This is a genomic window from Enterobacter cloacae complex sp. ECL72 (assembly GCF_019056635.1).
Lineage (GTDB): Bacteria > Pseudomonadota > Gammaproteobacteria > Enterobacterales > Enterobacteriaceae > Enterobacter > Enterobacter hormaechei_C.
Genome location: NZ_CP077659.1, coordinates 1,212,605 through 1,226,024, shown reverse-complemented (window position 1 = coordinate 1,226,024; position 13,420 = coordinate 1,212,605). Strand labels below are relative to the sequence as shown.

Annotated in this window: 14 protein-coding genes; 10 read left to right on the top strand and 4 right to left on the bottom strand. The window is 53.9% G+C overall.

Annotation, left to right across the window (positions count from 1 at the left end):
- Positions 1–67 precede the first annotated feature (67 nt).
- The 7 genes from pyrC (at position 68) to KTH07_RS05725 (ending at position 4,733) form a co-directional block, all read left to right on the top strand.
- A complete protein-coding gene (gene pyrC / locus KTH07_RS05755; protein ID WP_017384740.1) occupies positions 68–1,114 on the top strand; it encodes a dihydroorotase in 1,047 nt (348 codons plus the stop codon).
- A 74-nt stretch (positions 1,115–1,188) separates the two neighbouring features.
- Positions 1,189–1,434 (top strand): DNA damage-inducible protein I, encoded by a 246-nt coding sequence (gene dinI, locus KTH07_RS05750; RefSeq protein WP_023303421.1) that lies wholly within the window; start codon positions 1,189–1,191, stop codon positions 1,432–1,434.
- 274 nt (positions 1,435–1,708) lie between these two features.
- Positions 1,709–1,963, top strand: a complete 255-nt coding sequence (bssS, locus tag KTH07_RS05745) for a biofilm formation regulator BssS (RefSeq protein WP_015570838.1) — start codon at positions 1,709–1,711, stop codon at positions 1,961–1,963.
- A gap of 114 nt (positions 1,964–2,077) precedes the next feature.
- Entirely contained in the window at positions 2,078–3,196 is a 1,119-nt protein-coding gene (gene solA / locus KTH07_RS05740) for an N-methyl-L-tryptophan oxidase (protein ID WP_023303420.1), read from the top strand.
- A 50-nt stretch (positions 3,197–3,246) separates the two neighbouring features.
- On the top strand, positions 3,247–3,360 hold the full coding sequence (locus KTH07_RS05735) for a YceO family protein (protein ID WP_023303419.1): 114 nt from the start codon (positions 3,247–3,249) through the stop codon (positions 3,358–3,360).
- Between the two features lie 226 nt (positions 3,361–3,586).
- Entirely contained in the window at positions 3,587–4,153 is a 567-nt protein-coding gene (locus KTH07_RS05730; RefSeq protein ID WP_017384743.1) for a cytochrome b, read from the top strand.
- Between the two features lies 1 nt (position 4,154).
- Entirely contained in the window at positions 4,155–4,733 is a 579-nt protein-coding gene (locus KTH07_RS05725) for a YceI family protein (protein WP_017384744.1), read from the top strand.
- A 38-nt stretch (positions 4,734–4,771) separates the two neighbouring features.
- On the opposite strand, the gene KTH07_RS05720 is transcribed toward KTH07_RS05725, so the two are convergent.
- Complete coding sequence (locus KTH07_RS05720; protein WP_015570841.1) at positions 4,772–5,821, bottom strand: rhodanese-related sulfurtransferase; 1,050 nt, start codon at positions 5,819–5,821, stop codon at positions 4,772–4,774.
- 218 nt (positions 5,822–6,039) lie between these two features.
- Here KTH07_RS05720 and KTH07_RS05715 point away from each other — a divergent pair, with 218 nt between their 5' ends.
- The 3 genes from KTH07_RS05715 (at position 6,040) to KTH07_RS05705 (ending at position 8,797) form a co-directional block, all read left to right on the top strand.
- Positions 6,040–6,966, top strand: a complete 927-nt coding sequence (locus KTH07_RS05715; protein ID WP_075606869.1) for a Kdo(2)-lipid IV(A) acyltransferase — start codon at positions 6,040–6,042, stop codon at positions 6,964–6,966.
- Positions 6,967–7,107: 141 nt separating this feature from the next.
- On the top strand, positions 7,108–8,343 hold the full coding sequence (gene mdtG / locus KTH07_RS05710; RefSeq protein WP_032619940.1) for a multidrug efflux MFS transporter MdtG: 1,236 nt from the start codon (positions 7,108–7,110) through the stop codon (positions 8,341–8,343).
- Between the two features lie 79 nt (positions 8,344–8,422).
- On the top strand, positions 8,423–8,797 hold the full coding sequence (locus KTH07_RS05705) for a MysB family protein (RefSeq protein WP_015570844.1): 375 nt from the start codon (positions 8,423–8,425) through the stop codon (positions 8,795–8,797).
- A gap of 7 nt (positions 8,798–8,804) precedes the next feature.
- Here the strand turns inward: KTH07_RS05705 and KTH07_RS05700 are convergent, their stop codons facing one another.
- From KTH07_RS05700 to mdoG, 3 genes are all read right to left on the bottom strand, one after another.
- Positions 8,805–9,032 carry a YceK/YidQ family lipoprotein gene (locus tag KTH07_RS05700; protein ID WP_003858030.1) on the bottom strand — a complete coding sequence of 76 codons (228 nt, stop codon included), beginning with the start codon at positions 9,030–9,032 and terminating at the stop codon, positions 8,805–8,807.
- 84 nt (positions 9,033–9,116) lie between these two features.
- On the bottom strand, positions 9,117–11,645 hold the full coding sequence (mdoH, locus tag KTH07_RS05695; protein WP_003858032.1) for a glucans biosynthesis glucosyltransferase MdoH: 2,529 nt from the start codon (positions 11,643–11,645) through the stop codon (positions 9,117–9,119).
- Positions 11,638–13,191 (bottom strand): glucans biosynthesis protein MdoG, encoded by a 1,554-nt coding sequence (gene mdoG, locus KTH07_RS05690; RefSeq protein WP_015570847.1) that lies wholly within the window; start codon positions 13,189–13,191, stop codon positions 11,638–11,640. The genes mdoH and mdoG overlap by 8 nt, the downstream gene beginning before the upstream one ends.
- Positions 13,192–13,420 lie beyond the last annotated feature (229 nt).

The following is a 13,420-nucleotide window of genomic DNA, read 5'->3' as shown; positions in this document are numbered from 1 at the left end:
CCGCTTATGATTTGTGTCCGGCAAAAACAGCCCTCTTATGACTGATCTCTTTCAAGCCGGAGCTTACATGACTGTACAATCCCAGGTTCTCAAAATCCGCCGCCCAGACGACTGGCATATCCATCTTCGTGATGGCGACATGCTGAAAACCGTCGTGCCGTATACCAGCGAAATTTATGGCCGTGCGATTGTTATGCCTAACCTGGTTCCGCCAGTCACTACCGTCGAGGCCGCGATTGCCTATCGCCAGCGTATCCTTGACGCCGTTCCGGCCGGACACGATTTTACCCCATTGATGACCTGCTACCTGACGGACTCGCTGGATCCGAATGAAGTTGAGCGCGGGTTTAACGAAGGTGTATTTACCGCCGCGAAGCTCTACCCGGCGAATGCCACCACCAACTCCAGCCATGGGGTGACCAGTATTGATGCCATCATGCCTGTTCTGGAGCGTATGCAAAAACTGGGCATGCCGCTGCTGGTGCATGGGGAAGTGACCCACGCTGACATTGATATTTTCGATCGCGAAGCACGTTTTATCGAAACGGTCATGGAGCCGCTGCGCCAGCGTCTTCCGGGGCTGAAAGTGGTGTTTGAACACATTACGACTAAAGATGCCGCAGAGTATGTCCGGGATGGAAACGAGCTGATTGCCGCCACCATCACCCCGCAGCACCTGATGTTTAACCGTAACCACATGCTGGTGGGCGGCGTTCGCCCACATCTGTATTGTCTGCCAATCCTCAAGCGCAACATCCACCAGCAGGCGCTACGTGAGTTGGTCGCCAGCGGCTTCCCGCGCGCGTTCCTCGGCACGGATTCCGCCCCGCATGCCCGTCACCGTAAAGAGGCGAGCTGCGGCTGTGCAGGCTGCTTTAACGCCCCGACCGCCCTGGCAAGTTACGCAACCGTGTTTGAAGAGATGAATGCGTTAGACCATTTCGAAGCCTTCTGCTCCCTTAACGGCCCGCGTTTCTACGGTCTGCCAGTCAATGACACGTTCATTGAGCTGGAGCGCAAAGAAAGCCAGGTTGAAGCGTCGATTGCGCTCACCGACGATACGCTGATCCCCTTCCTGGCCGGTGAAACCGTAAACTGGACGGTAAAACGCTAAAAAAATCGCGCCCCCTGTTGTCAAACCGACAATATAACTGTATAAATAAACAGTATATTACACAGGGGGCATTTATGCGTATCGAAGTCACCATAGCCAAATCCACCGTCCTGCCTGCTGGCGCACTCGACGCTCTGGCGGGTGAACTATCCCGACGTATTAACAGCACTTTTCCTGAAAACGATGGTGCCGTAACGGTACGTTATGCAACAGCAAACCATCTTTCCGTCATCGGCGGCGCGAAAGAAGACAAAGAACGCATCAGCGAAATTTTGCAGGAAACATGGGAAAGCGCCGACGACTGGTTCATCACTGCTTAAAATTTGCTCCCTCATTGTGTTTTTTTGCCGGGTCGCCCCGGCTTTTTTTCGTTTCGTCTCCTGAAAGTTCAAAATATTTCAGCATCTTCTTAGAAAATCGTGAACAAGATGGCGTTTTATTGTTCGAACAATCCTAAAAAGCATAAAAATGTGTTGCTACCCGTTTATTTTTTCCTTCTGAACCCTTATTAATTGATATACTGAAATTGCTTTCAGAAAAACATGCATTGAACCTCAAAGTCGTTGTCTTCTAACACGCATTAAGGGGGTTATAATGGAAAAGAATAGTGAAGTCATCCAGACCCATCCGCTTGTTGGCTGGGATATCAGCACCGTAGACAGCTACGATGCGCTGATGCTGCGTTTGCACTACCAGACCCCAAATCAGCAAAACCGTGATGAAGCGGAAGTTGGACAGACGCTGTGGCTTACAACAGACGTCGCCCGTCAGTTTATCTCTATTTTAGAAGCAGGCATCGCAAAAATAGAATCTGGCGACTATCAGGAAAATGAGTATAAACGGCATTGACCTTATGCCCCTTTTCACTCAACAGGCACCCTCGCGGTGCCTTATTTATTTCGCTCTTGTATAAGCCCACTTAGTTAATTACTCTGCTAACAAAGCGTTAGTAAAGAGAAGCCTATGAAATACGATTTAATCATTATCGGAAGCGGCTCCGTAGGATCTGCCGCCGGTTATTACGCCACGCAGGCGGGTCTGAAAGTGCTGATGATTGACGCCCACCTTCCCCCCCACTCTGAAGGAAGCCATCACGGCGATACCCGTCTGATCCGTCACGCTTACGGCGAAGGTGAACGTTATGTACCGCTGGTGCTTCGGGCTCAGACGCTGTGGGATGAGCTGGCCACACTCACCGAAGATCGCATTTTTGAGCGCACCGGGGTCGTTAACCTGGGGCCAGCCAGCTCCACGTTTCTGGCGACCGTCGAGGAGAGCGCGAAAGCCTACCGCCTGGACGTCGAGCGTCTGGATGCAAACGGCATCATGGCGCGCTGGCCGGAAATTTCTGTCCCTGACGACTACATTGGGTTGTTTGAAGCCAACTCTGGCGTGCTGCACAGCGAAACGGCCATTAAGACCTGGATTGATCTCGCCGCCAAAGCGGGCTGCGCACAGTTGTTCAACTGTCCGGTCACGGGCATCACCCACCATGCAGAGGGTTCAACCGTCACCACCTCTGAAGGTGAATATACCGCCACGCGTCTGCTGGTGAGTGCGGGAACGTGGGTGACGAAACTGCTGCCGGACCTACCCATCCAGCCGGTGCGAAAAGTCTTCTCCTGGTTCCAGTCTGACGGGCGTTACAGCAGCCAGAACAAATTCCCGGCGTTTACAGGCGAGTTACCCAATGGCGACCAGTTCTACGGTTTCCCCTCGGAAAAAGACGCGCTCAAGATTGGCAAACATAACGGCGGACAGGTAATTTCCTCTGCGGAAGAACGCAAGCCTTACGGTGCTTATCCGCAGGATGGTTCCGAAGCCTTCACGTTCCTGCGTAATATCCTGCCGGGCATAGGCGGGTTGCTTTACGGCGCAGCGTGCACCTACGACAACACCCCGGATGAAGATTTTATCATCGACACCCTTCCGGGACACGATAACACCCTGCTCGTAACCGGACTCAGCGGTCACGGGTTTAAATTTGCCTCTGTGTTAGGTGAAATCGCCGCCCAGTTTGCGCAGGGGATCGCGCCTTCGTTTGATCTCAAGCCCTTCGCGCTCTCGCGCTTTGATCGATAATACCTCTACAGGCTCCGAATAACCGGGGCCTGTTTAGCGATAGAGGCATGATGCGCAGACTGGTGAATTACTTTATCAATAACATCCGCGAGCATTTTATGCTCTACATTGTTCTTTGGTCGCTGCTGGCGATCATTGACGTTATCTATATTGTATTCTTCTGAAAATTCTCGTTGACGTTTATTGACACTCCTTTAAATTTATTTAACTTATATTTTTTAAAAAACGTCACCTCAAATTTATTGAACGAAGCGATTGAAATACATTGCGGAAACACATTCAAATTCGCTGAAATAAATTAAATAAAAAACATTATTCATTTTTTTCAGTTGCATTATTTATTTAACCCGTCCATTTTTATTGCTCAGTCATTTGAGAACGGAAATTCATATGCAATGGCGTAACTCCTCCCGTCGCTACGGAATAATATCCATGTGTTTACACTGGCTATTTGCACTTGCCGTCTATGCCATGTTTGGTCTCGGCCTCTGGATGGTGACATTAAGCTATTATGACGGTTGGTATCATCAGGCCCCCGAATTGCACAAAAGCATTGGGGTTCTGCTGATGATGGGTCTGGTTTTTCGCGTGATCTGGCGACATATCTCTCCGCCCCCTCCAGCGCCCAAAAGCCATGGCCGCCTTACCCGCATAAGCGCTGTTGGCGCACATATCGCACTCTATGCCCTGCTGTTCGCCATTCTGATCAGCGGCTATCTCATTTCGACCGCAGACGGTAAACCGATCAGCGTGTTTGGGCTTTTTGACGTCCCAGCCACGCTGGCTGACGCCGGTTCACAGGCTGACACCGCAGGTGTGGTTCATCTGTGGCTGGCATGGAGCGTGGTGATCCTGTCTGTCCTGCATGGCCTTGCGGCCCTGAAACATCACTTTATTGATAAAGACGATACGCTGAAGCGCATGCTTGGCCGTTCGTCAGTTGACTCTGGAGCATAAAATGAAAAAACGCCTGTTGGGTATCGCATTAGGTTCGCTGCTATTTACCACCGGTTCGGCCATTGCCGCTGACTATAAAATTGATAAGGAGGGCCAGCATGCCTTTGTCAATTTCCGTATTCAGCATCTGGGTTACAGCTGGTTATATGGCACATTCAATGATTTCGATGGCACATTTACTTTCGACGAGAAAAACCCTGCTGCCGATAAAGTGAACGTCACCATTAATACCAACAGCGTCGACACTAATCACGCCGAGCGTGATAAACATCTGCGCAGCGCTGAATTTCTGAACGTGGGCAAATTCCCGCAAGCTACTTTCGCGTCGACAGAGGTGAAGAAAGACGGTGATAAGCTCGCTATTACCGGTAATCTGACGCTGAACGGCGTAACAAAACCGGTCACACTGGATGCCAAATTAATTGGACAGGGCGACGATCCGTGGGGTGGCAAACGTGCTGGCTTTGAAGCCGCAGGCAAAATTCATCTGAAAGATTTTAATATCACCACGGATTTAGGCCCGGCATCGCAGGATGTTGAGTTGATTATTTCGGTGGAAGGCGTTCAGCAGAAGTCATAAAACAGGCCCGGCAGGCTTTCGCGCCGCCGGGCAGTGTTTTACTCCGGGTCCGGAATACCCAGTTTGGTATTCAGTCGGCCCCGGGATTTATTAAAGATCTTATTCCCGTTCTCGCGTCCGGCACGGCGACGACGTTGCTCTTCTTCAGGCAAGATACTCTCTTCACTGCACAGCTCGCTACAGCAGCCATTAAACTTCTCGGCACATGCAGGGCACTGAATAAACAGCAGATGACATCCGTCGTTTTTGCAGTTGGTATGCGTATCGCACGGCGTACCGCACTGGTGGCAGTGCGCGATCACGTCCTCTGAAATTCGCTCGCCCATACGCTCGTCAAACACAAAGTTCTTACCGATAAAACGCACCGGTAAACCCTGCTCACGGGCGCGACGGGCATACTCAATGATCCCACCCTCAATGTGCCAGACTTTATTAAACCCGTTGTGCTTCATCCAGGCGCTGGCTTTTTCACAGCGGATCCCCCCGGTGCAGTACATAACGATCTTTTTGTCTTTATGCTCCTGCATCATCTCAACGGCTTTTGGCAGTTGCTCGCGGAAGGTGTCGGCAGGAATTTCCATCGCATTCTCGAAGTGCCCCACTTCATATTCGTAGTGGTTACGCATATCAATGAACACCGCATCCGGATCGTCGAGCATCGCGTTCACTTCAGCGGCCTTCAGGTACTCCCCCACATTAGCGGCATTGAAGCTCGGATCGTCAATGCCATCCGCCACAATACGCTCGCGCACCTTCATGCGCAGCACCCAGAATGATTTACCGTCATCATCCAGCGCAATGTTCAGGCGTAAGCCGTTAAGCGCCGGATCAAACCCGTAAAGGAGGTCGCGGAAGGCGCTGACCTTGCTTTCCGGCACGCTGATCTGCGCGTTAATCCCCTCACGCGCCAGATAGACGCGACCAAACACGTTCAGGGCGGTAAAAGCCTGGTAAAGCGCATCGCGGGTCGCCTGGGGATCATCGATGGTGAAATACTTATAGAAAGAGATCGTTGTGCGCGGTTCGGTTTCGGCCAACATACGCGCTTTCAACATCTCATTCGAAACGCGGTTGTGTAACACTGGCATGGTGTACAAGTCCTGCAATCGTTGAGAAATAAAAATCGGTCGGCATGATATAGCAAACAAAGACAATTTACATCCACACAATTTACGCTACATTTCAGTCAACCTGATTAATCAGACTTAACATTTGCATATTCTTTCATGTTTCGATGACAGACATTTTGGCTATGCCTTAAAAAATGAGACAATATCCTTTCAGGACGTTAGAACACAGGACAGACATGACCCAGTTACCGAAATTTACTGCCGCGCTTTTGCATCCCCGCTATTGGTTAACATGGTCAGGCATTGGCTTGTTGTGGCTAATTGTACAGCTGCCTTATCCCGTCATTTTCCGCATGGGTAAAGGACTGGGCCGCATTGCTCAGCAGTTTATGAAGCGTCGCGCCAGGATCGCGTATCGTAACCTTGAGCTTTGTTTTCCTCAGATGAGTGAATCTGAGCGCCACGACATGGTGATTAAAAACTTCGAATCTGTCGGCATGGGGCTGATGGAGACCGGTATGGCCTGGTTCTGGTCGGATAAACGCATGGCGCGCTGGACGGAAGTGGCCGGGACCGGCATGGAGCCGGTGCATACTCTTCAGGCCAACCAGACTGGCGTCCTGCTGATTGGCGTTCATTTCCTGACGCTCGAAATTGGCGCGCGCATGTTCGGCATGCAGGCGCCGGGTATAGGCGTTTATCGTTCTAACGATAATCCGGTGATCGATTTGATCCAGACCAACGGACGCATGCGCTCCAATAAAAGCATGATCGATCGCAAAGACCTGAAAGGGATGATCCGCGCCCTGAAAGCAGGTGAAGTGGTCTGGTATGCCCCGGATCATGACTATGGCCCGCAATCCAGCGTGTTTGTCCCGTTCTTTGCGGTGGAAGATGCAGCGACGACCACCGGGACCTGGATGCTGGCGCGGATGTCCAAAGCGGCTATCGTGCCGTTTGTGCCGCGCCGTAAACCAGACGGTTCAGGCTATCAGCTCATCATGCTGGAGCCGGAACTCGCGCCACCGCTGATTGATGCAGAAACCACCGCCCGCTGGATGAACGGCGTTGTCGAGAAATGCATTATGCTCGCGCCGGAGCAGTACATGTGGCTGCATCGCCGCTTTAAAACCCGGCCTCAGGGCGTCCCTTCCCGGTATTAACCTGCGTGCGGCCTTCCGGGCCGCATGTTGTTTTAGCTTTAAAAGCTCCCCGTCATTGCGGCAATCATACCCCGGGCGCATAATTAGCAGGCTTATTACCTCACTGTTCACGGTGCCCTGCACCTCATTATGCGGATAGTTATGTCCCCCACAGATGCTCCCATAAACTGGAAACGTAACCTGACGGTTGCGTGGCTGGGTTGTTTTCTTACTGGCGCCGCCTTTAGCCTGGTGATGCCCTTCCTGCCCCTCTACGTTGAACAGCTCGGCGTCACCGGACATAGCGCCCTGAATATGTGGTCCGGCCTGGTGTTCAGCATTACGTTCCTGTTCTCCGCCATTGCGTCGCCTTTCTGGGGTGGGCTGGCGGATCGCAAAGGCCGCAAAATTATGCTGCTGCGCTCCGCGCTCGGCATGGCGATCATTATGCTGCTGATGGGGGTGGCGCAGAATGTCTGGCAGTTCCTGATACTACGCGCGCTTCTGGGCCTGCTCGGGGGATTTATCCCTAACGCCAACGCCCTGATCGCCACCCAAATCCCGCGCCAGAAAAGCGGCTGGGCGTTGGGCACGCTATCCACTGGCGGCGTAAGCGGCGCACTGCTGGGCCCACTGGCGGGCGGGCTGCTGGCCGACCACTACGGACTGCGGCCGGTATTCTTCATTACCGCCAGCGTGCTGTTCCTCTGCTTCCTGGTGACGCTTATCTGTATCCGCGAGAATTTCACGCCCGTGGCCAAAAAAGAGATGCTGCACGCCCGGGATGTGCTGGCCTCGCTGAAAAACCCAAAGCTGGTGCTGAGCCTGTTTGTAACCACCATGATTATCCAGGTGGCCACCGGTTCAATCGCGCCTATACTGACGCTCTACGTACGCGACCTGGCGGGAAATGTCAGTAATATCGCCTTTATCAGCGGCCTAATCGCCTCTGTTCCCGGCGTGGCGGCGCTACTGAGCGCGCCGAGGCTCGGCAAGCTGGGAGACCGTATCGGCCCGGAAAAGATCCTGATCTGCGCCCTGATCGTCTCCGTCCTGCTGCTGATCCCCATGGCGATGGTGCAGTCTCCGTGGCAGCTCGGCGTCCTGCGCTTCCTGCTGGGGGCTGCGGATGGTGCGCTACTCCCGGCTGTACAGACGCTGCTGGTCTATAACTCCACCAACCAGATAGCCGGTCGTATTTTCAGTTATAACCAGTCGTTTCGCGATCTGGGTAACGTCACCGGACCGCTGGTTGGCGCGGGGATTTCGGCCAGCTTCGGTTTCCGGGCGGTCTTTATCGTGACGGCAGGCGTCGTGCTGTTCAACGCCGTTTATTCGTGGCTCAGCTTATCCCGGGCGCTACGCCCGGCGCGAATAAGACCACATCGTGACGGCTAATTTTCGCATTCATACTTGCAAAATCACATAATCAGCTATTCTTTCCCTGAATACCTTCACGAAAAACAGGGAGACACCAATGACCATGTACGCCACGCTGGAAGAAGCAATTGATGCCGCTCGCGAAGAGTTCCTCGCCGATAATCCCGGCGTTGAGGAAGAAGATGCTGACGTGCAACAACTCAATATCCAAAAATACGTCCTGCAGGACGGCGATATTATGTGGCAGGCCGAATTCTTTGCTGATGAAGGTGAAGATGGTGAATGTCTGCCGATACTCAGTGGTGAAGGTGCACAGGCGGTATTCGACGGCGACTATGACGAAATTGAGTTACGTCAGGAGTGGCTGGAAGAAAATACGCTGCACGAATGGGACGAAGGTGAGTTTCAGCTCGAACCGCCGCTGGATACCGAAGAGGGTCAGGCCGCAGCGGACGAATGGGACGAGCGATAAGTCACCGCTACTCGTAGGGGCCGTGGCTGGCATCGATGGGCAGCAGTAGCGTGTCGAAAATCAGCGAAAACGGCAGATCGAGCACGGTGAGATAGCGCCATGCGGAATCACGGACATCCCACTGTACGCCGGGGTAGTACTGATTCCCGTGGCCCTGCCCGGGGATGGTGCGGCTGATAATGCTGCCGCAACCGCTGAGCAGGCATGCCATCATGACGACAATGATTACTTTCATTTCTGACCTCTAAAAAAATACCGGCGATTATGCCGGTATTTTATTTGGCGGGTGGCGCTTCGCTTACCCGCCCTACTTAACAACTTACTTCGCCTTCAGGGCCAGCGGATTGAGCTTCACGTCCTTGTAGTAGTTCACCCACGAAGAGTATCTCTCCGGAGAGGACCACACGCGGTAGTGAAGCCGTGCCATCGTCACCGGATCGCTCAACAACACCAGACGACGGTCGCGGTTAAGCTTTTCTGGCGTCTCGTTCAGCGCCTGCTCAACGTGGCGATCGCGGGCGATCTCCAGCACCTGGCTGGCGCGGTGACGCGCCGTCGCCATCGCGGTTGCCAGCGCGTTGAATGACGGGTTAAACACGGCATGCATAAAGCCATCATCCAGCGTGCGTTTGCGGTTCTGCTCCAGATAGGTATCGGTATCCACCAGCACCTGCGGCGGAGAATACTCTTCCGGGATCAGGAACAGCTTCCAGCGTTTGGTACGCAGGCCCACCGTGGAACGGCTGGAGATCACCGATACAAACGGCGACAGGATCAGCGAGAACACAATCGGCGCAAGCCAGAACAGGAAACGCAGATCCAGCCAGGCCATACCAACGGCCCACACCAGGCCCAGCAGCAGCTGAGAGCCGTGGCGCATAAAGGCTTCACTCCACGGCGTAGAGTCATCGTCACGCTGCGGTGAATTCCACACCACTTCCCATCCCAGGAACGCGCTCACCACAAACACCGTATGGAACAGCATACGCACCGGCGCCAGCAGGACCGAGAACAGCACTTCCAGCAGCAGTGAAAGGGTCACGCGGCAGAAACCACCGTACTCCTTCGAACCTTTGCACCAGATCAGAATGATACTGAGCAGCTTAGGCAGGAACAGCAGCACCATGGTCGACGCGAACAGCGCGATCGCAAGCTCCGGACGCCACTGCGGCCACACCGGGAACAGCTGGCGCGGTTGCAGGAAATACTGCGGCTCCGTCAGGGCATGCACAACCTGCAACGCGGTTGAGAGCGCCAGGAACATAAACCACAGCGGCGCAGACAGATAGGACATAACGCCCGTCAGGAACACCGCACGGTGAACAGGGTGCATCCCTTTCACCAGGAACAGGCGGAAGTTCATCAGGTTACCGTGACACCAGCGGCGGTCGCGTTTGAGCTCATCCAGCAGGTTCGGCGGCAGCTCTTCATACGAGCCAGGCAGATCGTAGGCAATCCAGACTCCCCACCCTGCACGACGCATCAGCGCGGCTTCCACAAAGTCATGCGACAGAATGGACCCGGCAAACGACCCTTCACCCGGCAGCGGCGCCAGGGCGCAGTGCTCGATGAATGGCTTCACGCGGATAATGGCGTTGTGGCCCCAGTAGTGGGATTCACCCAGCTGCCAGAAGTGCAGACCGGCAGTAAACAGCGGCCCGTAGACGCGGGTCGCAAACTGCTGGCAGCGCGCATACAGCGTGTCCATACCGGACGCTTTTGGCGAGGACTGAATAATTCCCGCGTTCGGGTTGGCTTCCATCAGACGGACCAGCCCGCTCAGGCAGTCGCCGCTCATCACGGAGTCTGCATCCAGTACCACCATGTAGCTGTACTGGTTACCCCAGCGACGACAGAAGTCATCAATGTTTCCGCTCTTACGCTTAACACGACGACGACGACGACGGTAGAAGATCTGCCCTTCGCCCTGCACCTCGGCAATCAGTTCCATCCAGGCTTTTTGCTCCGCCACGCAGATATCCGGATTGTAGCTGTCGCTCAGGATATAGACGTCGAAATGCGCCGCGTTACCGGTCGCCTTCACGGACTCCCAGGTAGCACGCAGCCCGGCGAATACGCGGTCAACGTCTTCGTTACAGATAGGCATGATCAGCGCGGTACGATGCTCAGGATTGAGGGGCTCATCCCCGACCGTCGACGCGGAAATGCTGTATTTGTCACGCCCCATCAGCAGTTGCAGGAAGCCCATCAGCGCCGTCCAGAACCCGGCGGAGACCCAACAGAACAGCACCGCGAACAGCAGAAGAATGCCGCTCTGTAAAATATACGGCAGCAGCTGCATGAAGGAGACCCAGATATCCTGGCCAATCATGTCAGCAGGGTTAATCAACGCCCAGCCCTGGTACGGCAGAATGGTTTTCATGTACCAGGTGGCGACAACCGTCTGCGCCAGCGTCAGCAGCAGCAGAATGTAACGACGAATCGTTCCCACGGTACGCCATTTCTGCTCGGATGCCTGCTGTTCTTTGGTCAGACGTGACAGATAGCGCGGCGTCACGTCACGCCCACGCAGGCGATCCCAGAAGCGGCCCACCGGGTTGGTGCGCCACGGATCGGGGAACATGGAGGAACGCGTGGCCTTCGGCATCGCCTGTAGCTGGTCACGCCCTTCGTCATCCTTGATTAGCTGCCCTTCTGCCAGCGAGTCCGGCCATGCCTGCTCCAGACGTGCCTTCACTGACCCCAGCGGCGTATCATCATCACGGGAAAAGTGACGATGTTCACCATCCAGCGCGGTGTGAACCGCGCGGATGTCGCTCGCAGGGAGTGCCGCTTTTTCAATGTCCGTCAGCGGCATGGCATCAATATATTCAGATGTATTATTCATTGGCAGGTAGCTGATAGCTCCAGGTTTCACTCAGCGGCTTATCGTTACTGACCAGCGCGGCGCGCATTTCAGTGGTCTGTTTCGGATCTTTCACCTTCACGCGCAGGGTCAAACGCCACCCTTTGGTGACCGGGTTGTAACGCACGGCGTTCTCAACGATTTCACCGTTATCGCCAATGCTGGCCTGTGCCGTCACGGCAGTATCCGGGGCCAGTTTTTTCATATCCTGCCCGGTGAAGTCCACGATAAATGCCAGCGTGCCATCCGGCTGACGAATCAGGTTGGACTGCTTCACGTCACCCGTCGAACGACGCGTCTGCATTACATACGCGTTATCCGGTGCGTGCAGTTTGTCTTCGTCACGGCTGAAGGTGATCGCATACTTGAAGTTCATCTCTTTACCGGCTTCCGGCAGCTGATCCGGTGTCCAGTACGCCACAATGTTATCGTTGGTTTCATCGTTAGTTGGAATTTCAACCAGCTCAACCTTGCCTTTACCCCAGTCGCCTTTCGGCGTAACCCAGGCGCTTGGACGCAGATCGTAGCGGTCATCCAGATCTTCAAAGCGGGAGAACTGACGGCCACGTTGCAGCAGACCAAAGCCCTGCGGGTTTTCCATCGCAAAGCTGCTGACGGCGAGGTGTTTCGGGTTGTTCAGCGGACGCCAGATCCACTCGCCGTTACCCGCATGAATGGAGAGGCCATTGGAATCATGCAGTTCAGGACGGAAATTGGTCGCCGGAGAGGGCTGGTTCGGCCCGAACAGGAACATGCTGGTCAGCGGCGCGACGCCCAGTTTGCCCACTTTATCGCGCAGGTAAACTTTAGACTGTACGTCAACCACCGTGTCACGCCCTGGCATGATCACGAAGCGATAAGCGCCTGTCGCACGAGGGGAGTCCAGCAGCGCATAAATTGTCAGACGTTTGTCGGTTGGTTTTGGACGTTCGATCCAGAACTCGCGAAAACGTGGAAATTCTTCACCTGATGGCAGCGCGGTATCAATTGCCAGACCGCGCGCAGAAAGCCCGTACACCTGCCCCGCGCCAATCACGCGGAAGTAGCTGGCGCCAAGCATGCTGACGATTTCGTCGTTTTTATCTTTGCTGTTAATCGGATAAAGCACCTTGAAGCCTGCGAAGCCGAGGTCTTTTACCGTGTCTTTATCGTGTTGCACATCGCCAAAATTGAAATAATCCGGGCTGTACTTGATTTTGCGTACCGCGGTCGCCGTCACTTCGTTGATGGCAACCGGCGTGTCGAAGTACATACCCTGGTGGTAAAATTCAAGCTTGAACGGGGTTTTAATATTGTTCCAGTACGCTTTATCGTGATTGAACTGGATCTGCTGATAGTCCGCGTATTTCATGTCGCGGAAAACGGAGGGCAGGTTACTTTTTGGCGCTTCGTAGCTCTTGCCCGCCATCGATTTAGCCTGTTTTGCGACATCATCGATGTTAAAGGCCAGTGCAGATGAGGTATACAGTGACAACAGCACTGCTACACCCAACCAACGCATTTTCATCATTTGTGGTTTATGTTTCATAATAAGTAAGCACTTCCCCCTTTGTGTGCTTATATCGATCCGATCCATTTTAATGGAAACTCAGGCAATCCGACAACATTATCACTGCTTTGTTCAGCTCGCTGGCTCATGGATTAAGCAAATGAAAGAACCCGCTTTTCACTTTGCGTGCTTATCCTGGAGACAGGGTGTCGGTCTTGGTGTAGGGTTGGCTCCGAATGTAACCATTATGAGCCTTAGGGATAAGGCG